This window comes from Pseudomonas oryzihabitans (assembly GCF_007665395.1).
Taxonomy (GTDB): Bacteria; Pseudomonadota; Gammaproteobacteria; order Pseudomonadales; family Pseudomonadaceae; genus Chryseomonas; species Chryseomonas psychrotolerans_C.
Genome location: NZ_VDND01000004.1, coordinates 320,022 through 346,297 on the forward strand (window position 1 = coordinate 320,022; position 26,276 = coordinate 346,297).

The 26,276-nt window shown below is 68.3% G+C and carries 25 protein-coding genes; 11 read left to right on the forward strand and 14 right to left on the reverse strand.

Going from position 1 to position 26,276, the window contains the following annotated elements:
• Positions 1-279: 279 nt before the first annotated feature.
• The 3 genes from pcsA to FSV73_RS11530 are packed head-to-tail and all read left to right on the forward strand — an operon-like array spanning position 280 to position 2,221.
• Positions 280-972 (forward strand): phosphatidylcholine synthase, encoded by a 693-nt coding sequence (gene pcsA, locus FSV73_RS11520; protein ID WP_145008042.1) that lies wholly within the window; start codon positions 280-282, stop codon positions 970-972.
• 2 nt (positions 973-974) lie between these two features.
• Positions 975-1,295, forward strand: a complete 321-nt coding sequence (locus tag FSV73_RS11525; protein WP_145007816.1) for a GIY-YIG nuclease family protein — start codon at positions 975-977, stop codon at positions 1,293-1,295.
• Positions 1,283-2,221, forward strand: a complete 939-nt coding sequence (locus FSV73_RS11530; RefSeq protein ID WP_145007818.1) for a glutathione S-transferase family protein — start codon at positions 1,283-1,285, stop codon at positions 2,219-2,221. Before FSV73_RS11525 ends, FSV73_RS11530 begins: the two co-directional genes overlap by 13 nt.
• Positions 2,222-2,279: 58 nt before the next feature.
• Here FSV73_RS11530 and FSV73_RS11535 read toward each other — a convergent pair whose 3' ends face one another.
• The 5 genes from FSV73_RS11535 to FSV73_RS11555 form a co-directional block, all read right to left on the reverse strand.
• A complete protein-coding gene (locus FSV73_RS11535; RefSeq protein ID WP_145007820.1) occupies positions 2,280-2,900 on the reverse strand; it encodes a flavin reductase family protein in 621 nt (206 codons plus the stop codon).
• Positions 2,901-2,910: 10 nt separating this feature from the next.
• On the reverse strand, positions 2,911-3,381 hold the full coding sequence (locus tag FSV73_RS11540) for a metallophosphoesterase family protein (RefSeq protein WP_145007822.1): 471 nt from the start codon (positions 3,379-3,381) through the stop codon (positions 2,911-2,913).
• Between the two features lie 9 nt (positions 3,382-3,390).
• A complete protein-coding gene (locus tag FSV73_RS11545) occupies positions 3,391-4,920 on the reverse strand; it encodes an apoptosis inducing factor family protein (protein ID WP_145007824.1) in 1,530 nt (509 codons plus the stop codon).
• An 81-nt stretch (positions 4,921-5,001) separates the two neighbouring features.
• Positions 5,002-5,916: a cation diffusion facilitator family transporter gene (locus tag FSV73_RS11550; RefSeq protein WP_145007826.1), complete on the reverse strand. Its 915-nt coding sequence runs from the start codon at positions 5,914-5,916 to the stop codon at positions 5,002-5,004.
• Entirely contained in the window at positions 5,916-6,341 is a 426-nt protein-coding gene (locus tag FSV73_RS11555; protein WP_145007828.1) for a polyribonucleotide nucleotidyltransferase, read from the reverse strand. The genes FSV73_RS11550 and FSV73_RS11555 overlap by 1 nt, the downstream gene beginning before the upstream one ends.
• Positions 6,342-6,443: 102 nt before the next feature.
• On the opposite strand from FSV73_RS11555, the gene hrpB reads away from it, so the two are divergent.
• The 4 genes from hrpB to FSV73_RS11575 all read left to right on the forward strand — a co-directional run bounded on the left by hrpB (position 6,444) and on the right by FSV73_RS11575 (position 11,381).
• Positions 6,444-8,948 (forward strand): ATP-dependent helicase HrpB, encoded by a 2,505-nt coding sequence (gene hrpB / locus FSV73_RS11560; protein ID WP_145007830.1) that lies wholly within the window; start codon positions 6,444-6,446, stop codon positions 8,946-8,948.
• 111 nt (positions 8,949-9,059) lie between these two features.
• Positions 9,060-9,890, forward strand: a complete 831-nt coding sequence (locus tag FSV73_RS11565; protein ID WP_145007832.1) for an oxidoreductase — start codon at positions 9,060-9,062, stop codon at positions 9,888-9,890.
• Between the two features lie 12 nt (positions 9,891-9,902).
• Positions 9,903-10,841, forward strand: a complete 939-nt coding sequence (locus FSV73_RS11570; RefSeq protein WP_145007834.1) for an AraC family transcriptional regulator — start codon at positions 9,903-9,905, stop codon at positions 10,839-10,841.
• A gap of 111 nt (positions 10,842-10,952) precedes the next feature.
• Positions 10,953-11,381 carry a pyridoxamine 5'-phosphate oxidase family protein gene (locus tag FSV73_RS11575; RefSeq protein ID WP_145007836.1) on the forward strand — a complete coding sequence of 143 codons (429 nt, stop codon included), beginning with the start codon at positions 10,953-10,955 and terminating at the stop codon, positions 11,379-11,381.
• Positions 11,382-11,384: 3 nt separating this feature from the next.
• Here FSV73_RS11575 and FSV73_RS11580 read toward each other — a convergent pair whose 3' ends face one another.
• From FSV73_RS11580 to FSV73_RS11615, 8 genes are all read right to left on the reverse strand, one after another.
• Positions 11,385-12,593, reverse strand: a complete 1,209-nt coding sequence (locus tag FSV73_RS11580; protein WP_145007838.1) for an amino acid deaminase — start codon at positions 12,591-12,593, stop codon at positions 11,385-11,387.
• Positions 12,590-13,363 carry an IclR family transcriptional regulator gene (locus FSV73_RS11585; protein ID WP_145007841.1) on the reverse strand — a complete coding sequence of 258 codons (774 nt, stop codon included), beginning with the start codon at positions 13,361-13,363 and terminating at the stop codon, positions 12,590-12,592. Before FSV73_RS11585 ends, FSV73_RS11580 begins: the two co-directional genes overlap by 4 nt.
• A gap of 14 nt (positions 13,364-13,377) precedes the next feature.
• Positions 13,378-13,764, reverse strand: coding sequence for a RidA family protein (locus FSV73_RS11590; RefSeq protein WP_145007843.1), 387 nt, complete (start codon positions 13,762-13,764; stop codon positions 13,378-13,380).
• A 28-nt stretch (positions 13,765-13,792) separates the two neighbouring features.
• Positions 13,793-14,560: an amino acid ABC transporter ATP-binding protein gene (locus FSV73_RS11595; protein ID WP_145007845.1), complete on the reverse strand. Its 768-nt coding sequence runs from the start codon at positions 14,558-14,560 to the stop codon at positions 13,793-13,795.
• Positions 14,557-15,219: an amino acid ABC transporter permease gene (locus tag FSV73_RS11600; protein WP_145007847.1), complete on the reverse strand. Its 663-nt coding sequence runs from the start codon at positions 15,217-15,219 to the stop codon at positions 14,557-14,559. Before FSV73_RS11600 ends, FSV73_RS11595 begins: the two co-directional genes overlap by 4 nt.
• Before the next feature lie 10 nt (positions 15,220-15,229).
• The gene (locus FSV73_RS11605) at positions 15,230-15,892 is read right to left on the reverse strand and encodes an amino acid ABC transporter permease (RefSeq protein WP_145007849.1); all 663 of its coding nucleotides are present in this window, start codon (positions 15,890-15,892) and stop codon (positions 15,230-15,232) included.
• Positions 15,893-15,940: 48 nt separating this feature from the next.
• Positions 15,941-16,765, reverse strand: coding sequence for a transporter substrate-binding domain-containing protein (locus FSV73_RS11610; protein ID WP_186309220.1), 825 nt, complete (start codon positions 16,763-16,765; stop codon positions 15,941-15,943).
• 223 nt (positions 16,766-16,988) lie between these two features.
• Positions 16,989-18,449 (reverse strand): N-acyl-D-amino-acid deacylase family protein, encoded by a 1,461-nt coding sequence (locus tag FSV73_RS11615; protein WP_145007853.1) that lies wholly within the window; start codon positions 18,447-18,449, stop codon positions 16,989-16,991.
• Positions 18,450-18,627: 178 nt separating this feature from the next.
• On the opposite strand from FSV73_RS11615, the gene FSV73_RS11620 reads away from it, so the two are divergent.
• The 3 genes from FSV73_RS11620 (at position 18,628) to FSV73_RS11630 (ending at position 22,439) form a co-directional block, all read left to right on the forward strand.
• Positions 18,628-20,646 (forward strand): methyl-accepting chemotaxis protein, encoded by a 2,019-nt coding sequence (locus tag FSV73_RS11620; RefSeq protein WP_145007855.1) that lies wholly within the window; start codon positions 18,628-18,630, stop codon positions 20,644-20,646.
• 97 nt (positions 20,647-20,743) lie between these two features.
• Positions 20,744-21,175: a LexA family protein gene (locus tag FSV73_RS11625; protein ID WP_145007857.1), complete on the forward strand. Its 432-nt coding sequence runs from the start codon at positions 20,744-20,746 to the stop codon at positions 21,173-21,175.
• Positions 21,168-22,439 (forward strand): Y-family DNA polymerase, encoded by a 1,272-nt coding sequence (locus FSV73_RS11630; RefSeq protein WP_145007859.1) that lies wholly within the window; start codon positions 21,168-21,170, stop codon positions 22,437-22,439. The genes FSV73_RS11625 and FSV73_RS11630 overlap by 8 nt, the downstream gene beginning before the upstream one ends.
• A gap of 9 nt (positions 22,440-22,448) precedes the next feature.
• Here the strand turns inward: FSV73_RS11630 and cycA are convergent, their stop codons facing one another.
• Positions 22,449-23,828: a D-serine/D-alanine/glycine transporter gene (gene cycA / locus FSV73_RS11635; protein ID WP_145007861.1), complete on the reverse strand. Its 1,380-nt coding sequence runs from the start codon at positions 23,826-23,828 to the stop codon at positions 22,449-22,451.
• Positions 23,829-24,185: 357 nt separating this feature from the next.
• Here cycA and FSV73_RS11640 point away from each other — a divergent pair, with 357 nt between their 5' ends.
• Positions 24,186-26,252 (forward strand): ATP-binding protein, encoded by a 2,067-nt coding sequence (locus FSV73_RS11640; RefSeq protein ID WP_437179283.1) that lies wholly within the window; start codon positions 24,186-24,188, stop codon positions 26,250-26,252.
• The last annotated feature ends 24 nt before the right edge of the window (positions 26,253-26,276 follow it).

The following is a 26,276-nucleotide window of genomic DNA, read 5'->3' on the forward strand; positions in this document are numbered from 1 at the left end:
TTTGGACGAGTTCTGAAACTGCCGGGGCGGAGTTGCCTCCGCCCCGGTCGACCTGCGAACCCAATCACGGGCGTTCGGCGGGAAGGCGGGCAAAGGACCGCAAGGCGCGGTATCCTCGATGTTTGGCGCCCGGTTTCCGGGGTCGGCGGTCAAGGTCCGCCTTGCCGTTCACCGGCTCGATTGTCGATTTCGTACCGCATCGTCGAAACGTGCGGTGCACCGGGCAGTCGAAGCCGTCATCATAGAGAGACGCCCGTGAACTCCATTTCCCATCCGCTCATGCTGACAAAAGCCAAGGCCTGGGGCGCCCATGCGGTGACCTCCAGTGGTGTGATCCTCGCGCTCCTGGCGCTGCTCGCCCTCGTCGACGGGCAACCCAAGGGTTGCCTGATGTGGCTCGGCATCGCCCTGCTCGTCGACGGCCTCGACGGCACCCTGGCGCGCAAGTTCGAAGTCAAGCGGGTGCTGCCCCATTTCGACGGCTCGGCGCTGGACTTGGTGGTCGACTACCTGACCTATGTCTTCATTCCCGCCATCTTCATCTACCGCTTCGTCCCCCTGCCGCCGCATTTCGAGCTGGTGGCGGTGGGCATCATCCTATTGTCGTCGCTGTTCTGTTTCTGCAATGTGAACATGAAGAGCGCCGACAACTACTTCGTCGGCTTCCCCGCCGCCTGGAACGTGGTGGCCCTGTACTTCTATGTGCTGGACCTGGCGCCCTGGTTCAGCATGGCGGTGGTGCTGGTGCTGGCGGCCCTGACCCTGACCCGGGTCAAGTTCCTGCATCCCTTCCGCGTGCGCCAGCTGATGGCGGTGAACATCACCATCACCAGCATCTGGCTGCTGAGCAGCGCCATGATGGTGTTCCTGCATCCGGACAAGCCGCTGTGGCTGATGGTGCTCTGGTTCGCCAGTGGCATCTATTTCGTCGGCGTGTGCGTCTGGCGTACCGCCCGGGAGTGGTTCGCCTGACGGTGAGCGACCTGCCCCAGCCGCCTGCGCGCCCCTGGTACGTCTACCTAGTGCGCGCCGAGAACCAGGCGCTCTACTGCGGGATCAGCGACGATCCCGCGCGCCGTTTCGCCCAGCACCGCAGTGGCCGCGGTGCCCGCTTCTTCGCCTCCAGCCCGGCCCAGGCGCTGGTCTACGTGGAAGCCTGCGACGACAAGTCGTCTGCCCTGCGCCGGGAAATCCAGATCAAGAAGCTACCCAAACGCTCCAAGGAAGCCCTGGTGCTGGCCGTGCCGGCCGGGCGTTCCGTGGCCGACTCAGGAGTGCCGTCATGTCCGAGCTGATTCTGCATCACTACTGGCAGTCGCCCTTCGCCGAGAAGGCGCGCCTGCTGCTGGGCTTCAAGAGCCTCGCCTGGCGCTCGGTGATCATCCCGCGGATGCTGCCCAAGCCGGAGCTGGTGGCCCTGACCGGTGGCTATCGCAAGACGCCGGTGCTGCAGGTGGGCGCCGACATCTATTGCGATACCGCCCTGATCGCCCGTCGCCTGGACGCGGAGAAGACGGTCCCCGCCCTGTTCCCCGAAGGCCAGGAGGCCGTCGTGGCCGCCTTCGCCGGCTGGGCGGATTCGGTGGTGTTCCAGCACGCGGTGGCGCTGATCTTCCAGCCGGAGATCATGGGCCCGCGGCTGGCCAGTCTGCCGCCCGAGCAGGCCCAGGCCTTCCTCGATGACCGCAAGGCGCTGTTCAGCGGCGGCAGCCTGACCCGCTTGACGCCCGAGCAGGCCCGTCAGCAGTTGCCGACGTTGCTGGCGCGCCTGGAGACCCAGTTGCAGCGCAGCCAGGGCGACTACCTGTTCGGTGCGCCCTCGGTGGCCGATATCGCCCTGGCGCACACCTTCTGGTTCCTCAAGAGCACGCCGCAACTGGCGCCGCTGATCGACGAGCGTCCCGAGATCGCCGCCTGGTATGCCCGGGTGCTGGATTTCGGTCATGGGACCCACGAGGACCTCAGCGCCGCCGAAGCGCTGCGGATCGCCCGGGAGGCCGAGCCGGTGGCCTTGCCCCGCGAAGCTGCCGTGCCGATCCCGGGCATCGCCTGGGGCGCCCCGGTGACCGTGGCGGCGACCGACTATGGGGTCGATCCGGTGCTGGGCGAACTGGTACATGCCGATAGCGAAGCCCTGGTGATCCGCCGTCACGACGAGCACCTAGGCGCCGTCCAGGTACATTTTCCCCGGCTAAATTTTCGCGTCAGCAGAGCGGACTAGGGCTGTACTAAAACAAACGGCGCCTGAGGGCGCCGTTTTGCCTTCCAGGGCGACTCGGTCAGTCCGGGCGGCGCATCTTGAACAGGGCAGCCTCGGTGATCTCGAAATAGTCCGCCGGCCCACCGCCGCGGACGATGGGTCGAGCGGCGGCGGTCTGGTAGATGCCGTCCTTGAGCAGGCGCTTGTCGATATGGGCGGCCACTACCTCGCCCAGCACCAACCACTGATCCAGCTCGTCACCCGCGGCGGTCTTGAGGCGCACGACCTGGCTCAGTTTGCATTCGAAGGCGACCTGGGCACGGGCCACCCGCGGCACCTTGACGATACGGGAGGCGGCGGGCTCGAGGCCGGCGAGGGCGAATTCGTCCACCTCCGGCGCCACCATGGCACTGCTGGCATTCATCTCCTCCGCCAGTTCGCGGGTGGCCAGGTTCCAGACGAACTCGCCGGTGCGCTCGATGTTGGCCACGCTGTCCTTGTAGCCCTGGCTGGAAAAGCCGATCAGCGGCGGCTTGTAGTTGAAGGCATTGAAGAAGCTGTAGGGCGCCAGGTTGAGGATGCCGGCTTCGCTGTGGGAGGAGATCCAGCCGATGGGGCGCGGCGCGACGATGGCGTTGAAGGGGTCGTGGGGCAGGCCGTGGCCCTGGCTGGGTTCATAGTAGTGGTAGTCGATGCTCATCGGGGTTCCTTCAGGGAGTGAGTTCCAGGATCTCGGCCTGGACCTGGCCGGCGTCCAGGGTCAGGCGGCCGACGCTGATCGGCAGCCGGAAGCGTCGCGGACCGGCACTGCCGGGGTTGACGTAGAGTACGCCATCGCGCTCCTCGATCAGCGGCTTGTGCGAGTGCCCGCTGATCACCACGCGCACCGGCGCCGGCACGGCGGCCAGGTCCAGTTCCGGCAGGATGTGCAGCATATGGATGCCGACGTCGGCCAGGGTCAGGGTGATGCGCTCGGGGATGTCGTCGGCCCAGGGCACGTCGTCATTGTTGCCCCGCACCACGGCCAGGGGGGCTAGTTCCCGCAGGGCGTCGAGGATCTCGGGCTTGCCGATATCACCCGCGTGCAGGATGAAGTCGCTGCCGGCGAGGGCCTCTAGGGCCTCGGGTCGGAGCAGGCCGTGGGTGTCGGCGATCAGGCCGACGCGATAGGGCTGGGCCATGGTAGTTCCTCAGTTGGCCTGGACGATGTCCAGGGCCTCGGCACGCCCCAGGGGTTGGCGCAGGCGCTGGGCCAGGAGGGCGGTGGCACGTTCCCGCTGGCAGGCGATCACGCCGACCACCAGCTCCTCGGCGAGCAACAGGGCGACGAAGGTCTGGTCGCCGAGGCTGCCCTCGAGGTGCATGTCGTCCCACTGGCGCGGATGCCCCAGGTATTCGTATCGCTTGCCGTGATGCAGGGTCCAGAAGAAGGGTACGTCGGCATAGGCCTCGGCCTGACCGAGCAGGTTGCGCGCCGCCAGGCGGCCGTGTTGCTGGGCCAGGCGCCAGTGCTCGATGCGCGTCGGCTGGCCGGCGAAGGGGAAGGTGGCGAGATCGCCCACGGCGTAGAGCCCCTCAGCGGCCTCGAGCTGGGCATCCACCGGGACGCTGCCGTCCTCGGCCAGGGGCAAGTTGGCCAGGAAGCCGGTCGCCGGGATGATGCCGGTACCGACCAGTACCAGATCGGCGGGCAACAGTGTGCCGTCCTCGAGTCTGACCTGGCGGACACGATCCTCGCCCTCGAAGCCCACTACCTCGCTGGGGGCGTGGAAGGTCACGCCATTGGCCTCGTGCAGGGTCTTGAAGTGCTGGCCGAGGGTCTCGCCCATCTGCTTGACGAAGGGCAGGGAAGCGGGGGAGACCACATCCACCGCCAGCCCCTGCTTGCGCAGGGCCGAAGCGGCTTCCAGACCGATGAAGCTGGCACCGACGATCACCGCGCGGGCCTCGGTGGGCAGATCGGCGAGGATCGCGGCGGCGTCGGCACGGGTCCGCAACAGGTGGATGCCTTCGAGTTCGGCACCCGGCACGTTGAGCGGCTTGGGTTCGCCACCCGTGGCGAGCACACAGCCGTCGTAGGTCAGGGTCTGGCCGTTGGCGAGTTCCAGCTGACGGGCTTGGGGATCCAGGCGGATCACCTCGGCATGCAGGCGTTCGATGCGTTGCTGGCGGAAGAAGTCGGCGTCACGCAGTGGCGGCGCTTCCTCGGGGGCCTTGTCGCCCTGGAGGACGAATTTGGACAGGGCGGTACGATCATAGGGTTCGCCCGCTTCGCGACCGATCAGCAGCAGGCGCCCGCCAAAACCGAATTCGCGCAGGGCGGCGGCGGCAGCGGTCCCCGCGGCGCCGGCACCGACGATGGCGAAGAGGCGCTCGTCGCGCTGGAGTTCAGGCGTCTGCGCTGGCAGCGGCTCGCGACCGACCAGCACCGCTCCGTCGCGCACCTCCACCGGATAGCGCTGCAGGGCATCCAGCGCGGGTGGTTCGCAGAGACCGCCATCGTCGACGGCGAAGCTCGCCTTGTGCCAGGGGCAGACCAGCCGGCCCTGGCAGACCGCGCCATCCTCCAGCGGCGCGCCGGCATGGGGGCAGTGGGCCTGGAAGGCGCGCACCTCGTCGCCAATGCGTAGCAGCAGGATTTCCTGGTCGTCTATCTGGACGGCGGTACCGCGGTCTTCACGCAGGTCGGCGAGGCGCGCGACCGGGTGCAGGGTAGTCATGGTGGTCTCCCGGCACCCTCGGGGGTGCTCTCTGCATCAGGCTCAGAAGCTTCGAGGGAGCGCAGCGGCGCCGGGTTCCGCTCAGGTGGCAGGCGGCAGGGGATGGCGGTGCGGTAAGTCGGGGGCATCCAGGGGATCGGCGTGGACCAGCACCTCGGCCTGGGGATATTCGGCGCGGATCGCCGCCTCCACCTCGTCGCAGAGCACATGGGCGCGCGACAGGCTGATCTCGCCGGGTAGCTCCAGGTGCAGCTGGACGAACCAGTGATTGCCGGAGATGCGGGTGCGCAGGTCGTGCGCGCCTTCGACGCCAGGAACCTGGCAGGCCAGCTGGAGCATGTGCTCGCTGATGTCGCTGGGCAGTTCCTGGTCCATCAGCACGCCGAAGGAATCGCGGGCGATGCCGTAGGCGCTCCAGAGGATGTACAGGGCGATGGCCAGGCCGAACAGCGGGTCCAGCCAGTACCAGCCGAAGCCGGTCAGCGCCAGGGCGACCAGGATGGCCAGGTTGAGCAGCAGGTCGGAGCGATAGTGCAGGGCGTCGGCGCGCACCACCGTGGAATCGGTCAGGCGGATCACGTGCTGCTGGTAGGCCACCAGCACACCCGTCAGCGCCAGTGAGAAGAGGGTGACGGCGATACCCAGGGCATGGGCGCCCAGGGGTTCCGGCTGTTGCAGGCGACCGATCGCCTGCCAGGCGATGAGCACGGCGCTCACGCCGATGAACACCGCCTGGGCGATCCCGGCCAGCGACTCGGCCTTGCCATGGCCATAGCGGTGATCCTGATCCGCCGGCTTGAGCGCGTAGTGCACCGCCAGCAGATTGAAGATCGAGGCCAGACCGTCGAGCAGCGAATCGGTCAGGCCGGCGAGCAGGCTGACCGAGCCGCTGAACCACCAGGCGACCGCCTTGGCCAGGATCAGCGTCGTCGCCACCGCCACCGAAGCGGCCGTGGCGCGGCGCAGCAGCCGCTCGGTGCGGTGCGGGTCGCTCATCAGCCGCGCGGCGCGAGGCCCAGGCTGGCGAGCTGCTCGTTGCTGCCGCTGCGCTGCAGCAGGCGCGGATCGTCGAGCGGCAGGGTGTTGCCGGTGGCGTGCTGGATGATGGCCTTGAGGCGCGCCCGGTCGACGCTGCCATCGGCATTGACGGCCTTGTGCAGCTCGGCCGGATCCACTTCGGCACGCTTGTTGTCGGGCAGGTAGATGGCGCCGGTGGCGAAGTCCACGCCGAAGGCGATCAGACCCGGGATGATGTAGAAGAGCAGGCCGATGGCATCCAGGGCGACGATGCCCGGATCGATACGGCCACTGCCGGTGATCTGGCCGCGGCGCTCGGGATAGAACAGCGAGCCGCAGGCGGTCAATTGGGTGAACAGGGCAGCGGCGAGGACGCCACACACCGCGCGGGTACGCATCGACATAGACAACCTCCTGTTGGATGAGGCCGCCACTATAGCGGCCGGAATCGAGGCGGGCGAGACGCTTTATACTGCCCGCCCCGTTGAGACCTCTGGCCGTGCCAAATGACGCCCCTGCCCATCGATGTTGTCTTGCCCAACCTGCGCCAGGCCCTCGCCACCCGTGATGACTGCGTGCTGGAGGCACCGCCCGGCGCCGGCAAGACCACCCGGGTGCCCCTGGCCCTGCTCGATGAGCCCTGGCTGGCTGGACAGCGCATCCTGCTGCTCGAACCCCGACGCCTTGCGGCCCGGGCGGCTGCCGAGCGGCTGGCGGCGGAGCGCGGCGAGGCGGTTGGTGAGACCGTGGGCTATCGCATCCGCCTGGAAAGCCGGGTAGGGCCGCGTACCCGCATCGAGGTGGTCACCGAGGGCATCCTCACCCGCCGACTGCAGGATGACCCGGCGCTGGAGGGCGTTGGCCTGGTGATCTTCGACGAATTCCACGAACGCAGCCTGGACGCCGACCTGGCCCTGGCGCTGACCCTGAGCGGTCGCGAATTGCTGCGCGATACGCCGCTCAAGGTGCTGGTGATGTCCGCCACCCTGGAGGGCGAGCGGCTGGCGGCCTTGCTCGATGGAGCGCCCGTGGTGCGCAGCGAGGGGCGGATGTTTCCGGTCACGACCCGCTGGGGCCGGCCCCTCGGCCAGGATGAGCGCCTCGACGCGCGGGTGGCCGCCACGGTGCTGCAGGCGCTGGACGAGGAAAGCGGCAGCCTGCTGGTGTTCCTCCCCGGGCAGGAGGAAATCCGCCGCACGGCCGAGCGCCTGGCGGAGCAACTGCCCGCCGGGGTACTGCTCTGTCCGCTGCATGGCGAGCTGGAGCTGGCAGCCCAGCGCGCCGCCATCGAGCCGGCGCCGGCGGGCACGCGCAAGGTGGTGCTGGCCACCAACATCGCCGAGACCAGTCTGACCATCGAGGGCGTGCGGGTGGTGGTGGACGCCGGATTGGCGCGGGTGCCGGCCTTCGATCCCGGTAGCGGCATGACCCGCCTGACCACCCGCCGCATCTCCCGTGCCTCGGCGACCCAGCGCCAGGGTCGCGCCGGGCGGCTGGAACCGGGCGTCTGCTACCGACTCTGGTCGGAAGAGCTGCACCAGCAACTACCAGCCTATGACAGCGCCGAGATCCTCCAGGCCGACTTGGCCGGCCTGGCGCTGCAACTGGCGCGCTGGGGCATGAGCGCGGAAGAGCTGGCCTGGCTCGATCCCCCGCCCGCCGCCGCCCTGGCCCAGGCCCGCGACCTGCTGGTCCGCCTGGGCGCCCTGGACGAACAGGGCAGCCTCACTGCCCACGGTCAGGCCATGAGCGGCCTGCCGGCCCATCCGCGCCTGGCGCACCTGCTGCTGCGCGGCCAGGCCTGGGGCCTCCCCGAGCGTGCCTGCGAGATCGCCGCGCTGCTGGGCGAGCGCGACCTGGCGCCGGGGCAGGGCGCCGATCTGCATACCCGCTTGCTGCTGCTGGCCGGTGAAGGCCGCGGCCCGCGTGGCGGCGTGGCGCGCATCCGCCAGCTGGTCCGCCAGTATCGTGGTCTGCTGAGGGGCAAGGCTACGGAGCCGGTGGCCGACCCTGAGCACCCGCGCTGGACCGGCGCCCTGCTGGCCTGCGCCTATCCGGATCGCGTTGCCCAGCAGCGCAAGGCCGGCGGCCAGGACTATCGCCTGGCCAATGGCCGGGCCGCCAGCTTTGGCGAGCCGGATGCGCTGATGAAGTCGCCCTGGCTGGTGGTGGCCGACCTGGGCAGTCGCCAGGGGCAGCGCGAAGAGCGCATCTACCTCGCTGCCGAGCTGGAGCCGGGTCTGTTCGACGGGCCCTTGGCCGAGCAGGTGGCCAGCCATGACGAACTGGACTGGGACGAACGCGAGGGCGTCCTGCGCGCCGAGCGCCAGCGGCGGGTGGGCCAGCTGGTATTGAATCGCGAGCCGCTGAAGAACCTGGACGTCGCCGCCCGCAGCCGGGCGCTGCTTGGGCTGGTGCGGCGCAAGGGCCTGGAGCTGCTGCCCTGGACGCCGGAGCTGCGCCAGTGGCAGGCGCGGGTGGCGCTGCTGCGCCAGCTGGATCTGCAGCAGCAGCCGACGAGCGACTGGCCGGATGTGAGTGACGCCGCCTTGCTGGCCACGCTGGAAGACTGGCTGCTGCCCTATCTGGATCGCGTCACCCGCCTGGCCCACTTCGCCACCCTGGACCTGGCCGCCATGCTCCAGGGGCTGTTGCCCTGGCCGCTGCCGCGACAGCTCGACGAACTGGCGCCGCGCAGTCTGGCGGTGCCCTCCGGTTCCAGCATCCGCCTGGATTACAGCGAGCAGCCACCGGTGCTGGCGGTACGGTTGCAGGAGCTGTTCGGCCTCGCCGACACCCCGCGCATCGCCGCTAGCCGCCTGGCGGTCAAGCTGCACCTGCTCTCGCCGGCGCGCCGCCCGGTGCAGGTCACCCAGGACCTGGCCAGCTTCTGGGCCAATACCTACGCCGAGGTGAAGAAGGATCTCAAGGGCCGCTATCCCAAGCACTACTGGCCGGACGATCCGCTGATCGCCGAACCCACAGCACGGGCCAAGCCGCGGGGGACGTGAGCGTCGCGCCTCGACGCTGAGAGGATTAGGCAAGACCGCCAGACGATCCGGCAGCGAGAGCGTCGCGCACCGGCGCTAGCATGGACGCTTCCATAACGACTGGAGCGAGCCATGAACGAGAGCAAGACCCTTTTCATCACCGGCGTGAGCAGTGGTTTCGGCAAGGCGCTGGCAAGCGAAGCCCTGGCGGCCGGTCATCGCGTCATCGGCACGCTGCGCCGGGAAGCCGATCGACAGGCCTTCGCCGCCCTGTCGCCCAATGCCCACGGCATCCTGCTGGATGTCACGGACTACGCTCGCCTCGAGGCGGTGGTCGCCGAGGTGCAGGCAGCGCTTGGCCCGGTGGATGTGCTGGTGAACAACGCCGGCTACGGCCATGAAGGCATTCTCGAAGAGTCACCGCTGGAAGAGCTGCGCCAGCAATTCGAGGTCAACGTCTTCGCCGCCGTGGCCGTGATCAAGGCTTTTCTGCCGGCGTTCCGCCAGCGCCGCCGTGGTCATATCATCAATATCACTTCCATGGGGGGCACCATTACCTTTCCAGGCGTCTCCTACTATTGCGGCAGCAAGTTCGCCCTCGAAGGCATCTCGGCCGCCTTGGGCCAGGAACTGGAACCGTTCGGGGTGCAGGTCACCGCCGTGGCGCCGGGTTCCTTCCGCACCGACTGGGCGGGGCGTTCGATGCGCCGTACCCCGCGCAGCATCGCCGACTACGATGAGCAGTTCGCGCCGATCCGCGCGGCGCGTGAGGCCAAGAGTGGCAAGCAACTGGGCGATCCACGCAAGGCGGCCCAGGCAATCTTGCAGCTCATCGCCATGCCGACACCGCCCAGGCAGCTGCTGCTGGGGAGCGATGCCTTGCAGCGGGTGCGCGAACATCTGGCCGGGGCCACGCGGGAGATCGAGCGCTGGGAGACCCTGACGCGTTCCACCGATGGCTGAGAAGGAGCCCCCATGAGCCCGAGCGATCCCCTGACCCGACGTCACGTGGAGGTGCTGCGGGCGTTGGCGCCGCAGGAAGGCTACAACCTCAGCGCCCTGGAGGACGTGCGCTTCCTGCGCTCGGATCGTCCGCTCAGCGGGGTTCCGGTGCTCTATGATCCGGGCATCGTCATCGTCTGCCAGGGCGGCAAGCGCGGCTATTTCGGCGATCGCGTCTATCGCTACGATGCCCAGCACTACCTGGTGGTCTCGGTGCCGGTGCCCTTCACCATGGAGACTGATGCCAGCCCGGAGGAGCCCTTGCTGGCCATCTACCTGCGGCTGGATTTCCAGCTGGTCAGCGAACTGGTCCTGCAACTGGATACCGAGCTGGGCCCACCCAGAGAGCCACCCCGGGGGCTGTATGCCTCGCCCCTGGACGAGGCGCTGCGCCTTTCCACGCTGCGCTTCCTGGAGGTCCTGAGCGTTCCCACGGACGCCCGCTTGCTCGGACCGACGCTGCTGCGTGAGGTGTACTATCGCGTGCTGACGGGCGCCCAGGGTGGCTCGCTGCGCGCGGCCCTGGATCGCCAGGGGCACTTCGGCCGCATCGCCCGCGTCTTGCGCACCCTGCACGCCCGCTATGCCGAACGGCTCGACGTGGATGCCCTGGCGGGCGAGGCCCTCATGAGCCTGCCGAGCTTTCACCGCCACTTCCGCCAGGTGACCGGTACCTCGCCGATGCAATACCTGAAGTCGATCCGCCTGCACCAGGCGCGGCTGCTGATGCTGCGCGACGCCTTGCCGGCGGCGAACGCGGCCTTCGCCGTGGGCTACGAAAGCGCCTCGCAATTCAGTCGCGAATTCAAGCGGCTGTTCGGCCGGACGCCGCTGGCGGAGATCGACTGGATGAAGGCCACCTATGCGTTGCCGGCGCCGCCTGCGTCGGCGGTTTACGTCTCTTCGCACTGAGGCAGTCCGTCCGAAAGGCTGGGCGACCCGGCTCCTACCGGAACCAAGCGGCATTGGCCCCCGGTCTGAATTCAGACTGGGCAACCCTGCCCACCCACCGGAGCGATTCTCATGGCCGACAAGACCTTGCACGACCTGTCCAAAGCGATGCGCGATCTGGATTTCTGCATGCTGACCACCGGCAGCGGGCGCTTGAGCAGCCGGCCGATGAGCAACAACGGCGACGTCGAATACGACGGGGACTCCTGGTTCTATGCCTACGAGGACTCGGCCAAGATCCGCGACATTGAGCGGGAGCCGGCGGTAGGGCTGACCTTCACCGAAGGCAAGAGCCTGCTGGGCAAGCCTGGCCTCTTCGTCGCCATCGACGGCCGCGCTGAACTGATCCGCGACCAGGCGCAATTCGAGGCACACTGGACCAAGAGCCTGGAGCGCTGGTTTCCCCAGGGCACCGACACGCCCGGCATGATCCTCATCAAGGTGCAGGCCGAACGCGTGCGTTACTGGGACGGCGAAGAGCAGGGCGAGCTGCGGCCCTAGGCCCTAGAAGCAGGTCGCAAAGGTCTCCACCACCTGCAGCTCCTCGTCGACGATGCAGCCCTGGCGCCACTTGTCGAAGGTGAGGCAGGGGTGAGAGGTGCCCAGGGCGATGATGTCGCCGATGGCCAGCGCGGTCCCCGGGGCCACGACCATGAAGGCGTGCTGATCCATGATGGCGGTGACCGTGCAGCCGCTGACGTCCACGGCGTCGGCTGCAGTCTGGCCGGGCTGGTAACGGCGCAGCGGCAGCGGCAGGCCGGCATCGTGGGCGATGTCGCGCTTGCCCAGGGCGAGGATGGCGAAACCGGGTTCGGGCATCGATTGCACATGGGCCCAGACCTCCAGCGCCGGTTGCAGGCCTTCGTGCAGACCGGTGCGGGCCAGGACGCCACGCTGGGCCTCGCGATAGATCCCGTGGTCATGGACCACGTAGCTGCCGGGGCGCATGACGGCGAGAAAGCGCTCGCGCACCTCCAACTGGTCAAAGGCGGCGGCGATCAGGTCGTACCAGGCCGAACCCGAGGCGGTGACGATGGGCCGGTCGAGGGCGAAGGCGCCCTGGCCGCGCAGTTCTTCGGCCAGGCGCACCAGGGAATCGGCGAAGGCGCGGATGTCGGTGGCCGCCTCGGCGCCGTGGATGACGCCCTCGTAGCCTTCGATGCCGGTCAGGCGCAGGGCGGGTTGCCCGGCGATGGCCCGCGCCAGTTCACGCACCTCGGCTTCGCTGCGGCAACCGCAACGGCCGCCGGGTACGCCGTATTCGATCATCACCTGCAGCGCCAGGCCGCGCTCGCCGAAGAAGGCGCCCAGGGCGGTGACCTGGTCGGGATGATCCACCAGGCAATGGAAGTCGAAGTCCGGGTCGGCGGCGAGCAGTTCGGCGATCAACGCCAGGTTCGGTGCGCCGACCAACTGGTTGGCCATCAGCACCCGGCGGACGCCCTGGGCCTGGGCGGCGCGGGTCTGCACCGCGGTGGCCAGGGTCATGCCCCAGGCACCGGCGGCGAGCTGCCGTTGGAAGAGGGCTGGGGCCATGCTGGTCTTGCCGTGGGGTGCCAGTTCCGCACCACGGTCGCGGGCGAAGGCCTGCATCCAGGCGATGTTGTGGTCGAGGGCCTGCTGGTGGACGACCAGTGCAGGCAGGGCGACGTCATTGAGCAGGCTATCGCCCAGGTTGGCGGCGCCTTTCTCGGGAGCGGTGAGGCGGGTCATGGATTCTCCTGGCCGCCGAGGCGCTGGGACAGGCGGCGGGCGCTGTCGACCAGCACCTGGCGATACTCGGCATGGTGGGCCTGGGCATCGGCGCGCGGCGCCACGATGCACAGGGTGGCGATGCTCAGGCCGCTGGCGTCCTGCACCGGGGCGGCGAAGCAGTGGGTATAGGTGTCGGCGATGCTGTCGAAGGAAAAGAAGCCTTCGGCGCAGGCGCTGCGGATCTCGGCGATGAAGGTGTGCTCGGGCAGGCGGCTGCCATCGGGCAGGATGAAGTCGTCCGGGTCGATCAGGGCGAGGATCTCGGCGTCGCTCAGGTGGCCGAGCAGCAACCGGCCGGAGGCGGTCCAGGGAATGGGCGCGTCCTCGCCGACGTTGGACGAGATGCGAAAGGCGCGGGCGCCTTCCTTCATCAGCGAGACGGTGTACTTGCGGCCGTTGAGCTGGCACAGCTGGGCGGTCTCGCGGGTCTGGGCGACGATGTCGTCCAGCAGCAGCCCGGCCTCGCGGGCCAGGTCGAAGTGGCGCAGGTGCGCCTGGCCGAGAAAATACAGCTCGCGGCCCAGGTAGACCTGGCCGTCACGGCCCACGGCGTCGAGCATATGCCGCTCCAGCAGGAGGCCGACCAGGTCGTAGACGGTGGACTTGGGAATGCCGAGGCCAGCGGCGATCTCGTTGGGGCGCAGCGGCCGACCCACCCGCTTGAGGTGATCGAGGATATCGAAGGCGCGGTCCAGGCCGCGGGCTCGTTGGCGGGTAGGTTCGGTCATAGCTCCGGTCTGTCTCAGGTCTTGGGTTTGTAGGCGATGCAGTCGATCTCGACCTTGCAGTCCACCATCATGCAGGACTGCACGCAGGCGCGTGCCGGGGCCTGGCCGGCGAAGTACTCGGCGAACACCTTGTTGAAGCTCCAGAAGTCGCGCGGATCGTCCAGCCAGACGCCGGCACGCACCACATGCTCCAGACCGTAGCCGGCTTCGTGCAGGATGGCGATCAGATTCTGCATGGTCTTGTGGGTCTGGGCGACGATGCCGCCATCGATGATCTCGCCGTTCTCCATGGCCACCTGGCCGGAGACGTGCAGCCAGCCATCGGCTTCCACCGCACGGGCGAAGGGCAGGGGTTGGCCACCTGCGCCGCGTTCGCCGACGCCGTAACGGGTGATGCTCATAGGGTTGCTCCTGTAACGAGGGGATGATTTAAAAGGAGGTCCGGCCGAGGAATTCGGCGAGACGGGTGGATTTGGGCTGCTCGAACAGCTCGCGCGGCGGGCCCTGTTCCTCGATGCGGCCCTGGCTCATGAAGACGATGCGATCGGACACCTCGTAGGCGAATCTCATCTCGTGAGTCACCAACAGCATGGTCATGCCGTCCTGGGCCAGGTCCTTGATCACCGCCAGCACCTCGCCGACCAGTTCCGGGTCGAGCGCCGAGGTGGGTTCGTCGAACAGCATCAGGCTGGGATTCATGGCGATGGCGCGGGCGATGGCCACGCGTTGCTGCTGGCCGCCGGAGAGTTGGCCGGGATGATGGTCGCGCCGTTCGATCAGGCCGACCCGGCGCAGCCACTGCTCGCCAAGGGCCTTGGCTTCGTCCTTGCCCATTTTCTTCACCTTGCGCAGGCCGAGGGTGACGTTTTCCAGGGCGGTGAGGTGGGGAAAGAGGTTGAACTGCTGGAAAGCCATGCCGGTGAGCGACCGCTGGCGGGCGATTTCGCGCTCCGGCAGGCGCTGGCGGCGGCCGCCGTCCTCGCGATAGCCGATGGCCTCGCCGGCCAGCTGGATGCTGCCGCCCTGGAAGTCTTCCAGCAGGTTGACGCAGCGCAGCAGGGTGGTCTTGCCCGAGCCGCTGGAGCCGATCAGGGTGACCACGTCGCCGCGGTCGAGGGTCAGGTCGATGCCCTTGAGCACCTCGGTGGTACCGAAGCTCTTGTGCAGGCCGTTGATGCTCAATAGCGGGTCGGTCATGGCAGGGTCACCCGTTTTTCCAGATGGCGGCCGAGCCGCTCGATGGCGAAGTTGATGAGAAAGAACAGCAGCCCAGCGAACAGGTAGAACTGCAGGGTCATGAAGGTGCGGGCGATGACCTGCTGGCTGCTCAGCAGCAACTCGGCCACGCCGATCACCGAGAGCAGGGTGGAGGCCTTGACGATCTCGGTGGAGGCGTTAACCCAGGTCGGCAGGATCTGGCGCAGCGCCTGGGGCAGGAGCACCTCCTTGAGACTTTGGGCGAAGGTCAGGCCGATGGCCTTGGCCGCCTCGTGCTGGCCACGGGGGATGGCCTGCAGCGCGCCGCGGACGATCTCGGCCACATGGGAGCCGCAGAACAGCAGCAGGGCCGCGGTGCCGGCCTGGAAGGGCGTGGGCCGCAGACCCAGGGCCGGCGCCATGTAGTAGCAGGCCAGTACCAGCACGAACACCGGGGTGCCGCGGATCAGGTCGGCGTAGACGCGGAACGGCAGGCGCAGCGGCCAGCGGCCATAGGTCAGCGCCAGGCCGCCGAGGGTGCCGAGCAGGGTGCCGCCGAGCACGGCCAGCACGGAGCAGGCCAGGGTGGTGGCGAACCCGGCGGCCAGGGTCTGGCGCGCGTTCCATAATTCCAGGAACCAGGAGGGGGCTTCGTACACGATCGGGCTCCTAGCGGGCGAGGCTCAGCCGCCGCTCCAGCTGGCGCAGCAGCAGGGCGATGGCGTAGCAGGTGAGGATGTAGAGGGCGCTGGTCACCAGCCAGGTCTCGATGACCCGGTAGCTTTCCAGGTTGATCTTGCGCGCCTGGTAGGTCAGTTCCGGCACGGCGATGGCCGCCGCAAGGGAGGTGTCCTTGAACAGCGAGATGAAGCTGTTGGAAAGTGACGGCAGGACGTTGCGTAGCATCACCGGGATGATGACGTAGGCCTTGATCTGCCACTCGCGCAGGCCGATGGCCAGGCCCGCCTCGCGCTGGCCCTTGGGAATGGCCATGAGCCCGCCGCGAAACACCTCGGCCAGGTAGGCCCCGGCATAGAGCGCCAGGGTGATGAGAAAGGAGCTGAGCTTGTCCAGGCGGATGCCGACGCTGGGCAGGGCGAAGTACAGCAGCAGGATCAGCACCAGGATCGGAGTGTTGCGTACCAGAGTGACATAGCCGCCCGCCAGCCAGCGCAGCGCCCGCACCGGCGAGAGCAGGGCGAAGGCGGTGGCCAGGCCGATCAGGCAGCCGATGGCGATGCCCACCAGCGCCAGCTGCAGGCCGAGGGCGAGCCCGGCCAGCAGGTGGTCCAGGTTCTGCCACACGGGGGCGAAGTTGAGGGTGTAGTCCATGTACGGCATCCACCTAGAGGGCGCGGACGGACCGCGCCGGGGCCAGGGTCACTTGAACTCGACGGGGAAGCCGATCGCCGGAGACGGCAGCTCGACACCGAACCACTTCTTGAAGGACGCCTGATAGGTGGGGAATTCCACACCGGTCATGGCCTCGTGCAGGGCGGTGTTGACGAAGTTCAGCCAGTCCTGGTCGCCGCGCTTGACCGCGCAGGCATAGGTCTGGGGACTCCAGGCGTAGTCGGGCGAGCGGTAACGGCCGGGATTCTGGGTCATCAGGTACTTGACCGAGGACTGGTCGGTGGCCACGGCGTCGGCGCGACCGGTGCCCAGGGCCTGGTAGAGCAGGTCGACGCTGTCGTACTGGTCGACCTTGGCATCGGGCAGCGCCTGGTGCACCAGTTCCTCGGCATAGACGTTCTGCAGCACGGCCACGGTCAGGTCGCCCTTGGCGGCCTTGAGATCGTCGAGCTGCTGGTAGCGGCTGTTGGCCGGCAGGAGCAGGGCCACGCCTTCGCGGTAGTAGGGCAGGGTGAAGGCCACCTGCTGGGCGCGGCTGGCGGTCACGGTGATGAACTGGCAGCTGATGTCGACCTTGTCGGTGAGCAGGTTGGGGATGCGCGCATCCGAGCCCTGGACCACGAACTCGACCTTTTCCGGATCATTGAACAGGCCCTTGGCGATGACCTTGGAGATATCGATATCGAAGCCCTGCAACTTGCCGTCGGCGCCCTGGAAGTGCCAGGGGGCATTGGTGCTGCCGGTGCCCACCACCAGGTGACCGCGCTTGAGCACGTCATCCAGCTTGGCGGCCTGGGCGCCGGTCATGGCGACCAGGCCTGCCAGCAGCGCCAGCGTTTTCCACCCCTTCATCTTGCCCATCATCTTGCTGCTCCTTTTCCGTTATAGCGGAAGTGTGTTCGTAACAACGGAATAGATTGCAGTGACTGTGCCAGCTCTTCGTGCGGCGTTGCAAATCAAGGGCTTGGCTTGGGCGTGTGGGCGCAGGGGCGGCCATCGCTCAGGGGGATGGCACCGAGAGGTGGCGGAAGGTAACGGGGCTGCACCAGGCCGAGGCGTTACCGGGGAGCGGCGCTCAGGCTGCGGGGAAGGTCAGGCGCAGATCGCCGGCGCGGGGTAGGAAACGGCCATGGCGGTCGGCGATGGCCTGCCCGGGCGCATAGGCCAGGCGGCCATTCACCCAGACCGCCTCGATGCCTTCGGCGGGGCGTTGCGGGTCGCTGAAATCGGCCACGTCGCGGATGCGCGCGGGATCGAACAGCACCAGGTCGGCGTGGGCGCCCGGTTCGAGCAGGCCGCGGCCCTCGAGGCCGAAGCGGGCGGCGGAGAGGCCGGTCATCTTGTGCACGGCGGTGTGCAGTGGAAAGAGGCCGAGGTCGCGGCTGAAATGCCCGAGCACCCGCGGGAAGGCGCCCCAGAGCCGGGGATGGGGGAAGGGGTCCTCGGGCAGGCCGTCGGAGCCGATCATGCTCAGCGGGTGGGCGAGGATGAGGCGCACGTCGGCTTCGCTCATGCCGTAGTAGACGGCGCCGGCCGGTTGCAGGCGCCGCGCGGTGGTCTCCAGGTCCAGGCCCCAGTCGGCGGCGATGGCATCCAGGTCGCGGCCACCGTACTCGGGGTGCGGGCTGGACCAGGTGATGGTGATGCGATGGCGATCGGTGACCTGCTTGAGGTCCAGGGTCGAGGAGCTGGCGGCGTAGGGATAGCAGTCGCAGCCGACCGGCTGGCGTTGGGCGGCCCGCGCCAGGGCGCCGAGCAATGCCGGCGCCCATCCCCAGTTGTCGACCCCGGCGCATTTGAAGTGGGAGACCACCACTGGCGCCCGCGCCTGGCGGCCGATGTCCAGGGCTTCGTCCAGCGCCTCGTGCACCGCGGCGAATTCGCTGCGCAAATGGGTGGCATAGAGTCCGCCCACGGCGTCCAGCTCGGCGGCCAGCTCCGCCACCTCCGCAGTCGGCGCCGCCATGGCGGACGCATAGGCGAGGCCACTGGAAAGGCCCAGCGCACCGGCGGCCAGGCTGTCGCGCAGCTCCTTGCGCATGGCGGTGATCTCCGCGGGCGTGGCGGCGCGTGAGAGGTCGTCCAGATGATTGCTGCGCAGCGCCGTATGGCCGACCAGGGCGGCCACGTTGACCCCCGGACGCGCCTGCTCCACCGCCGCGCGATAGGCGGCGAAGGTGGGATAGACGAAAGCCGCAGCCGGACCGAGCAGGTTCAGCGGATCCGGCGGCTCGCCGCGCAGGCGCACCGGGGCGGCGCTGATGCCGCAATTGCCCACCACCACGGTGGTCACGCCCTGGCTGAGCTTGGGCAGCTGCTGCGGGCGGCGGATGACCATGCTGTCGTCGTGGGTATGGACGTCGATGAAGCCGGGCGCCAGGGCCAGGCCGCTGCCGTCGCGGACCTCTCGTGCCGGTTGGTCGGCGAGGTCGCCGAGCGCCTGGATACGTCCGGCCACCACCGCCACGTCGAGTCGCTGGCCGGGGCGGTCATGGCCGTCGAGCACCAGCGCGTCACGAATCAATAGGTCATGCATGCTAGAGCATCCCGCGACCGTTGGGAGCGCCATTTCGACCGCCGGGTGGCAAAGTGCCCTTGAAGCGAAGCGGCCGGCCGATAGCACTGAAACTGTTGTACGAAGTCTTGTCTACTGCGTCACAAAAAAGGGCGGTACAGCCCTGTCTTGTCCTCTATCCGCCGCCTGTGAGTCTGCCATGAATCTGTTGACCCCCGCCGTCAGGGTGATGAATCGTCTGAGGTTCCCCGCCAAGTTCGCCTGCCTGGCCGCCATTGTCCTGGTGCCGCTGCTGTTTCTGAGCCTCTATATCTATCAGGACATCCAGGAGCAACGGGTCAGCCTGACCAAGGAAATCGACGGCCAGCGCTATCTGGCTCAGATTACGCCGGTCGCTCGGCTGAGCATGCTGCAACGGGCCCTGACCAAACGGCTTCAGGACGGCGACGCCTCTGCCCAGCAGGACTGGCAAGCCAACCGCAACGCGCTGATCAAGGCCTACGACGGCCTTGGGCGCCTGGATCGCGAGCTCAACGGCGCCTTGGAGACCGGGGATCGCGTCAGCCAGTTACGGCAGAATGCCGAGCGGCTGTTGCAAGGCGTGCCGGGCAACTCGCTGGAAGTGTTCGACGCCTGGAACGAGCAGCTGACGCAGACCCTGAACCTCTTCTATTACGTCTCGGCTACCTCCGGCCTGGTGCTGGAGTCCGACTACACCAGCCTCTTCCTCATCGATATCACCTCGTTGCGCCTGCCGCGGGAGATCAACCTGATCGGCCAGTTGCGTGGCCTGGCCTTCGGCCTGAGCGCCAACAACCGCTTCGATCCGGCCAGCCTGACGGTCGCGCGCAGTCTGGTGCGGCAGGAGCGGCAGACCGCTGACGAACTGGAACAGGCACTCAAGCTCCTGGCCCGCCAGGCGCCGGAGCTGGCCCAGCGCCTCAAGGCGTCCATCTCCCAGGCGGCGGATGACTATGCCAATTTCCGCCAGGGCATGCTGGTCGCCATGGGCGGTGAGGGAAAGGTCGATGGCCGGGCCCTAGGTACCCAGGGTAGTGCCGTCGTCGCGCGTTATTATCAGGTGCAGGAAGAGGCCCAGGGCATCCTGGCGCAGATGTTGGTCGAGCGCCTGGCCCACGAGACCCTGTTGCGCAACCTGGTGCTGGGCATGATCGCGGCGGCCCTGCTGCTGCTGACCTATACCTTCGCCGGCATCTACCAGGCCCTGCGCCTGGGGATCGCCGGCCTGGTCAGCGTCACGGCCGCCGCCGCCCAGGGCGACCTGAGTCGCCGCGCCGCGCTGCGGGGTCGCGACGAGATCGCCGACATCGGCCGTAGCCTGGACGCGATGCTGGAGGCCTTCGGCCACTCGTTGCGCGAGGTCGACCGAGCCTCCGATGCGGTGGCCCAGGCCTCCGGCGCCCTGGCCAGCTCCATCGGCCAGGCGCGCTCGACCATGCAGGCACAGCAGGCCGAAACCGATCAGGTGGCCACCGCCATCACCGAGATGACTGCCAGCGTGGCGGACGTCGCCCACAACACCGAAGGCGCCGTGGCCGCCGCCCAGCAGGCCGATGAGGCGACCCAGCAGGGCGCGCGGGTGATGCAGCAGACGCAACAGGCCATCGAAGCCCTGGCCGCCGAGGTGGATCTCAGCGCCAACAAGGTCGCGGCCCTGGAAAACCACAGCCAGGCCATCGGTGGGGTCATCGCGGTGATTCGTACCATCGCCGAGCAGACCAACCTGCTGGCCCTCAACGCCGCCATCGAGGCCGCCCGGGCGGGTGAGCAGGGCCGCGGCTTCGCCGTGGTGGCTGACGAGGTCCGTACCCTGGCCTCGCGCACCCAGACCTCCACCGAGGAGATCCGCCGCATCATCGAGCAGCTCCAGGGCGCGACCGCCGAAGCCGTGGGCCAGATGCAGGCCAGTCGCGGCCATGCCCTGACCGGGGTGGCGGCCGCCGAGCAGGCCAGCGTCAGCCTGACCAGCATCGGTGCGGCGGTGGAACGGATCGTCGACGTCAACGTGCAGATCGCCAGTGCTGCCGAGCAACAGGCCGCGGTCTCCGAGGACATCAACCGCAACACCACCGGCATCCGCTCCAGCACCGTCCAGGTGCTGGGTGGGATCGAGGCGGACGCCGGTACCGCCGAGCGCCTGGCCACCCTCTCCCAAGACCTGCGCGGGGTCGTTTCGCGCTTCCGGCTCAGCGCCTGACGGCACCACTCATCGGCAGGGGCCAGGCCGCGCTTTACAGACCGGGTAGCGGTGGATAACTGTATAAATAGACAGTTATCCGCAGGAGCGCCGCGTCATGTCCATCACCGTCCTGGGTCGCCTGGAGTCTTCGCCGACCCAGCTGCCGCTCCACGAGGTTCGCCTCTCGTGCGGCTTTCCGTCGCCGGCCCAGGATCATCTGGAGCGCCAGGTCTCGCTGGATGAGCTGGTCGACCTGCGCGCGCCCCACACCTATGTGATCAAGGTCAGCGGCGACAGCATGACCGGCGTCGGCATCTTTCCCGGTGACCTGGTCATCGTCGACCGCTCGCGGCCGGCGCGGGTGGGGGACATCGTGGTGGCGGTGCGCGACCGCGAGCCCACGCTCAAGCGCCTGGGCCGGCGCGGCGCCAACTTCGTGCTGCTGGCGGAAAACCCGGCCTATGCGCCGCTGGTCATCGGCGAGCGCGACGACTTCGAGGTCTGGGGCGTGGCCACCCACGGCTTGCGGTGCTTCGGCCATGGCTGAGTCGGTACTGGCGCTGATCGACTGCAACGCCTTCTACTGCAGTTGCGAGCGCGTCTTCCGTCCCGATCTCGCCCAGCGCCCGGTGGTGGTGCTGTCCAACAACGATGGCTGCGTGATCGCCCGCTCGGCCGAGGCCAAGCGCCTGGGCATCGCCATGGCCACGCCCTGGTTCCAGGTGCGCGAATTGGCCCAACGCGGCGAGGTCGAGGTCTTCAGTTCCAACTATGCCCTCTATGGCGACCTGAGCGACCGGGTGATGCGGACCCTGGCGACCCTGGTGCCACGGCTGGAGCGCTACAGCATCGACGAGGTGTTCGCCGAGCTGGCCGGTCTGCCCGAACCGCTGGATGCCCTCGGCCACCGCCTGCAGGCGCGGGTGCAGAAATGGACGGGCATTCCGGTCAGCGTCGGCATCGCCGGCACCAAGACCCTGGCCAAGCTGGCCAACGCCGCGGCCAAGCGCTGGCCGGAGCGTACCGGTGGGGTGCTCGATCTGCGCGACCCGGCGGTGCATGACTGGGTGCTGCGGCATTCGCCGATCGAAGACGTCTGGGGCGTGGGCCGGCGTCTGGCGGCGCGCCTGCGCGGCCAGCAGGTGACCACTGCCTGGGAATTGGCCCAGCAGGACCCCTGGTCGCTGCGGCAGAGATACAGCGTGGTGCTGGAAAAGACCGCCCGGGAACTGCGCGGGCTGGCCTGCCTGAGCCTGGAGGAACTGGAGGCGCCGCGGCAGACGATCTGCAGCAGCCGCATGTTCGGCCGGCGTCAGTATCAGTTCGGCGTCCTGGCCGAGGCGGTGGCCAGCTACACCGCCCGCGCCGCGGAAAAGCTGCGCGCCCAGGGCTCGCTCTGCCGAGCGCTGCGGGTCAGCATCCAGACCAGCATGCACGGTGCCGACGAGGGCCGTTACGCCAATGCCGCGCTGCTCACGCTGCCGGTGGCCAGCGACGACACCCGGGTGCTCAACGACTACGCCCAGTCCGGTCTGCGCGAGATCTTTCGCGATGGCTTCGGCTATGCCAAGGCGGAGATCCTGCTACTCGACCTCTGCCGCCGCGAAGACCTCGCCAGCGATCTTTTCGCCGCCGCGCCGGATCCGGCCAGCACCCGCCTGATGGCGACCCTGGACGCCATCAACGGCAAGTTCGGCCGCGAGACCCTGAGGCCCGCACGCATCCCGCGCGATCCCGCCTGGCAGATGCGCCGCGACCTGCTCAGTCCGCGCTATACCACCCGTCTCGACGAACTCTGGACGGTGGGCTGAGCCCTTCCCCTAGCGGTTGCCAGCGGTACGTCGTTGCCAGGCGTAACCCACCCCCAGCAACAGGAACCACAGGGGGCTGGCCAGCAGCGCCTGGCGGGTATCGTCCTGCAGCGTCAGCAGCACCAGCACCCCGGCGAAGAAGGCCAGCACGGCGTAGCACACCCAGCGCCCGCCCGGCAGGCGGAAGGTCGCGGCGGCATGCTGCTCCGGGCGGTGGCGACGGTAGGCCAGCCAGGCCAGCAGGATCAGCGACCAGACGAACATGAACAGCACCGCTGCCAGGGTGGTGACCAGGGTGAAGGCGGTGACCAGGTTGGGAATCAGGTAGATCAGCAGCGTGCCCAGCAGCAGGCACAGGCAGGACAGCACCAGCCCCCGCGCCGGTACCGCCGCCCGCGAGAGACGGGTGAGGCCGCGCGGCGCATGGCCTTCGCGGGCCAGGCCATAGAGCATGCGGCTGGTGGAAAAGATGCCGCTGTTGGCCGAGGAGGTCGCCGAGGTCAGCACCACGAAATTGATCAGGCTGGCCGCCATGGGCACGCCGGCCAGGACGAAGAGTTCGACGAAGGGACTCTTGTCCGGCACCACCTGACGCCAGGGCGTCACCGCCATGATCACCACCAGCGCCAGCACATAGAACACCAGGATGCGCAGCGGAATGGAGTTGATGGCGCGGGGCAGGTTGCGCCGGGGATCGGCGGTCTCGGCGGCGGTGGTGCCCACCAGCTCGATGCCGACGAAGGCGAACACCGCGATCTGGAAGCCGGCGAAGAAGCCGCCCAGGCCCATGGGGAAGACGCCACCGTCGTTCCACAGATTGGCGAGGCTGGCGACGTTGCCCGCAGGGGAGCGGAAGCCCCAGAGCACCAGGCCGAAACCGGTGACGATGAGGGCGCAGATGGCGACGATCTTGATCAACGCGAACCAGAATTCCAATTCGCCGAACAGCCGCACCGTGACCAGGTTGAGCCCCAGCAGGAGCAGCACGCACAGCAGCGCCGGGATCCAGGGCGCGAGGCCGGGCCACCAGAACTGGGCATAGGCGGCGATGGCGATGACATCGGCGATGGCCGTGACGATCCAGCAGAACCAGTAGGTCCAGCCGCAGAAGAAACCCGCCCAGGGGCCGAGCAGGTCGCTGCAGAAATCGATGAAGGAGCGGTATTCCAGGTTCGCCAGCAGCAGCTCGCCCAGGGCGCGCATGACGAAGAACAGCGCGCTGCCGATGATCAGATAGACCAGCAGGATCGACGGACCGGCGAGGGCGATGGTCTTGCCCGAGCCCATGAACAGGCCGGTGCCGATGGCGCCGCCGATGGCGATCAGTTGCAGATGACGGTTGGACAGGCTGCGTTGCAGCTCCTCGGGCGGGGTGGGTGACGCGGACATGACGAGCGGATACCTGGCAGCGACAGCGGGGGCCACAAGGTAAGAGATGCCCGCGGGGCATGCCAGTCGTTTTGCCAGGACAGCATGCCGCAGGGCGGGTCTGCCACTGGCGACCAGCCGCCTGCCGCCGGTTACCCGCGGGACTGGCAAGGTAGCCGTGAACCCGCCTATCATGGCCGTCTGGGCCTATAGCTGAGGGTCTGGCGGCCACGAGATCCATCAGCGCCTCTGCCAGAGAGTCGTCCCTTGTCCTACCTCGAAACCTTTGCCTGGGAAACCACGCCGCTGGGCGCTCGCCCTGACTGGCCGGTCGCGCTGCGCACCACCTACGACCTGCTGATGGCCTCGCCCTTCGCCATGTGCGCGACCTGGGGCGCCGAGCAGACGTTGATCTACAACCCGGCCTATGCGCCCTTTCTCGGCGCCCGGCATCCTGCGGCGCTGGGGCAGCCGATCCATGAGGTCTGGGCCGAGCTCTGGTGCGAGATCGCGCCCCTGATCGAGCGGACCCTGGCCGGCGAGGCGCTGCACTTCGTCGACAAGCACTTCGTTATGACCCGCAACGGCTATCCCGAGGACACCTACTGGAGCTTTTCCTACAGCCCGCTGCGGGACGGCGAGACCATCGTCGGCATGCTCAACATCACCACCGAGACCACCGCCAGCGTCCAGGCCCATCGTCAGCGCGACGTGGCGGAAGCCGCCTTGCGCCGGCACAACCTCAGCCTCGAGCAGGAACTCTCCGCCCGCATCGACGAGCGCGACAGCGCCCGGGAGGCCGAAAGCAATGCCCGGGTCAATGCCGAGCGGGTCCGCCTGGCGCTGGCGGCTGGCGCCATCATCGGCACCTGGTACTGGGACCTGCCCACCGACAGATTCACCGTCGACGAGGCCTTCGCCGCCAGCTTCGGCCTGGACCCGGCACTCGGTCGCAGTGGCCTGAGCCTGGCCCAGGTGGTCGCCAACGTCCACCCGGACGACCAGGCGGGTCTTGCCACCGCCATCGCCGAGGTGATCGGTCGCGGCGGTCGCTATGCCCACCAGTACCGCGTGCGCCGCCGCGACGGCCGCTACTACTGGCTGGAAGCCAACGGCCATGTCGAGCTGGCGCCGGACGGCACCCCGCTGAGATTTCCCGGCGTGCTGCTGGACGTGGACGGGCGTCGCGCCCTGGCCGACGAACGTGACCGCGCCCTGGCCGACCTGCGCGAACTCACCGCCACCCTGGAGCAGCGCGTCGAGGAGCGTACCGAAGAATTGCGACGTTCCGAGGAGGCGCTGCGCCAGTCGCAGAAGATGGAAGCCGTCGGCCAGCTCACCGGGGGCCTGGCCCACGACTTCAACAACCTGCTGGCGGGGATCTCCGGCAGCCTGGACCTGATGAGCCTGCGCATCGGCCAGGGCCGCTTCACCGAGCTGGAGAAATACCTGCTGGCCGCCCAGGGCAGTGCCAAGCGGGCGGCGGCCCTGACCCACCGACTGCTGGCCTTCGCCCGCCGCCAGACCCTGGCGCCCGAGCCCACCCTGGTCAACCAGCTGGTGGGCGGTATGCTCGATCTGGTGCAACGCACCGTCGGCCCGAGCATCCAGGTGCAGTTCGTCAGCCTGCCGGACGACCAGCCGCTGCTGGTGGACCAGTCCCAGCTGGAAAACGCCCTGCTCAATCTCTGCATCAACGCCCGCGACGCCATGCCCGGCGGCGGGCGCATCCTCATCGAAGCCAGCTACCTCCAGGTGGGTACCTCGGCGACCCCGGACTTCGAGCTGGCAGCAGGGCGCTATCTGCACCTGCGGGTGACCGACAGCGGTAGCGGCATGACCCCGGACGTGGCGGCCAAGGCCTTCGAACCCTTCTTCACCACCAAGCCGATGGGGCAGGGCACCGGCCTCGGCCTGTCGATGATCTATGGTTTCGCCCGCCAGTCGGGCGGCCAGCTGCGCCTGCGCTCCGCGCCCGGTGCGGGCACCACCGTCTGCCTCTACCTGCCGCTGCGCCTGGCCGAGCGCCCCTGCGAACTCGCTGAGGCGAAGCGTCTCGGCGTAGCCCTCGAAGGTGCCAATGCCACCGTGCTGGTGGTCGACGACGAACCCACGGTGCGCATGCTGGTGACCGACCTGCTGCGCGAGCTGGGCTACGTCATCATCGAAGCCGCCGACGGCGCCGGCGGCCTGGAAGTCCTGCATTCCGACGCCCGCATCGACCTGCTGGTGACCGACGTCGGCCTGCCCGGCGGCATGAACGGCCGCCAACTCGCCGACGCCGCCCGCGTCTACCGCCCGGCGCTCAAGGTACTCTTCATCACCGGCTTCGCCGAAACCTCGCTGCTCAACGACGGCCACTTGGAACCGGGCATGGCGATACTCACCAAGCCCTTCGCGGTGGAAACGCTGGCACAGCGGGTGAAGGGGCTGGTGGAGGGGTAGGATTCGCGTCCCCCGATGCCTTTG

Bases quoted from the DNA above. Each gene is read 5' to 3' on its own strand.
- pcsA (WP_145008042.1), top strand. From the start codon at position 280: ATGCTGACAAAAGCCAAGGCCTGGGGCGCCCATGCGGTGACCTCCAGT.
- FSV73_RS11530 (WP_145007818.1), top strand. From the start codon at position 1,283: ATGTCCGAGCTGATTCTGCATCACTACTGGCAGTCGCCCTTCGCCGAG.
- FSV73_RS11535 (WP_145007820.1), bottom strand. From the start codon at position 2,900: ATGAGCATCGACTACCACTACTATGAACCCAGCCAGGGCCACGGCCTG.
- FSV73_RS11540 (WP_145007822.1), bottom strand. From the start codon at position 3,381: ATGGCCCAGCCCTATCGCGTCGGCCTGATCGCCGACACCCACGGCCTG.
- FSV73_RS11545 (WP_145007824.1), bottom strand. From the start codon at position 4,920: ATGACTACCCTGCACCCGGTCGCGCGCCTCGCCGACCTGCGTGAAGAC.
- FSV73_RS11550 (WP_145007826.1), bottom strand. From the start codon at position 5,916: ATGAGCGACCCGCACCGCACCGAGCGGCTGCTGCGCCGCGCCACGGCC.
- FSV73_RS11555 (WP_145007828.1), bottom strand. From the start codon at position 6,341: ATGTCGATGCGTACCCGCGCGGTGTGTGGCGTCCTCGCCGCTGCCCTG.
- hrpB (WP_145007830.1), top strand. From the start codon at position 6,444: ATGACGCCCCTGCCCATCGATGTTGTCTTGCCCAACCTGCGCCAGGCC.
- FSV73_RS11565 (WP_145007832.1), top strand. From the start codon at position 9,060: ATGAACGAGAGCAAGACCCTTTTCATCACCGGCGTGAGCAGTGGTTTC.
- FSV73_RS11570 (WP_145007834.1), top strand. From the start codon at position 9,903: ATGAGCCCGAGCGATCCCCTGACCCGACGTCACGTGGAGGTGCTGCGG.
- FSV73_RS11575 (WP_145007836.1), top strand. From the start codon at position 10,953: ATGGCCGACAAGACCTTGCACGACCTGTCCAAAGCGATGCGCGATCTG.
- FSV73_RS11580 (WP_145007838.1), bottom strand. From the start codon at position 12,593: ATGACCCGCCTCACCGCTCCCGAGAAAGGCGCCGCCAACCTGGGCGAT.
- FSV73_RS11585 (WP_145007841.1), bottom strand. From the start codon at position 13,363: ATGACCGAACCTACCCGCCAACGAGCCCGCGGCCTGGACCGCGCCTTC.
- FSV73_RS11590 (WP_145007843.1), bottom strand. From the start codon at position 13,764: ATGAGCATCACCCGTTACGGCGTCGGCGAACGCGGCGCAGGTGGCCAA.
- FSV73_RS11595 (WP_145007845.1), bottom strand. From the start codon at position 14,560: ATGACCGACCCGCTATTGAGCATCAACGGCCTGCACAAGAGCTTCGGT.
- FSV73_RS11605 (WP_145007849.1), bottom strand. From the start codon at position 15,892: ATGGACTACACCCTCAACTTCGCCCCCGTGTGGCAGAACCTGGACCAC.
- FSV73_RS11610 (WP_186309220.1), bottom strand. From the start codon at position 16,765: ATGAAGGGGTGGAAAACGCTGGCGCTGCTGGCAGGCCTGGTCGCCATG.
- FSV73_RS11615 (WP_145007853.1), bottom strand. From the start codon at position 18,449: ATGCATGACCTATTGATTCGTGACGCGCTGGTGCTCGACGGCCATGAC.
- FSV73_RS11620 (WP_145007855.1), top strand. From the start codon at position 18,628: ATGAATCTGTTGACCCCCGCCGTCAGGGTGATGAATCGTCTGAGGTTC.
- FSV73_RS11625 (WP_145007857.1), top strand. From the start codon at position 20,744: ATGTCCATCACCGTCCTGGGTCGCCTGGAGTCTTCGCCGACCCAGCTG.
- FSV73_RS11630 (WP_145007859.1), top strand. From the start codon at position 21,168: ATGGCTGAGTCGGTACTGGCGCTGATCGACTGCAACGCCTTCTACTGC.
- cycA (WP_145007861.1), bottom strand. From the start codon at position 23,828: ATGTCCGCGTCACCCACCCCGCCCGAGGAGCTGCAACGCAGCCTGTCC.
- FSV73_RS11640 (WP_437179283.1), top strand. From the start codon at position 24,186: ATGTGCGCGACCTGGGGCGCCGAGCAGACGTTGATCTACAACCCGGCC.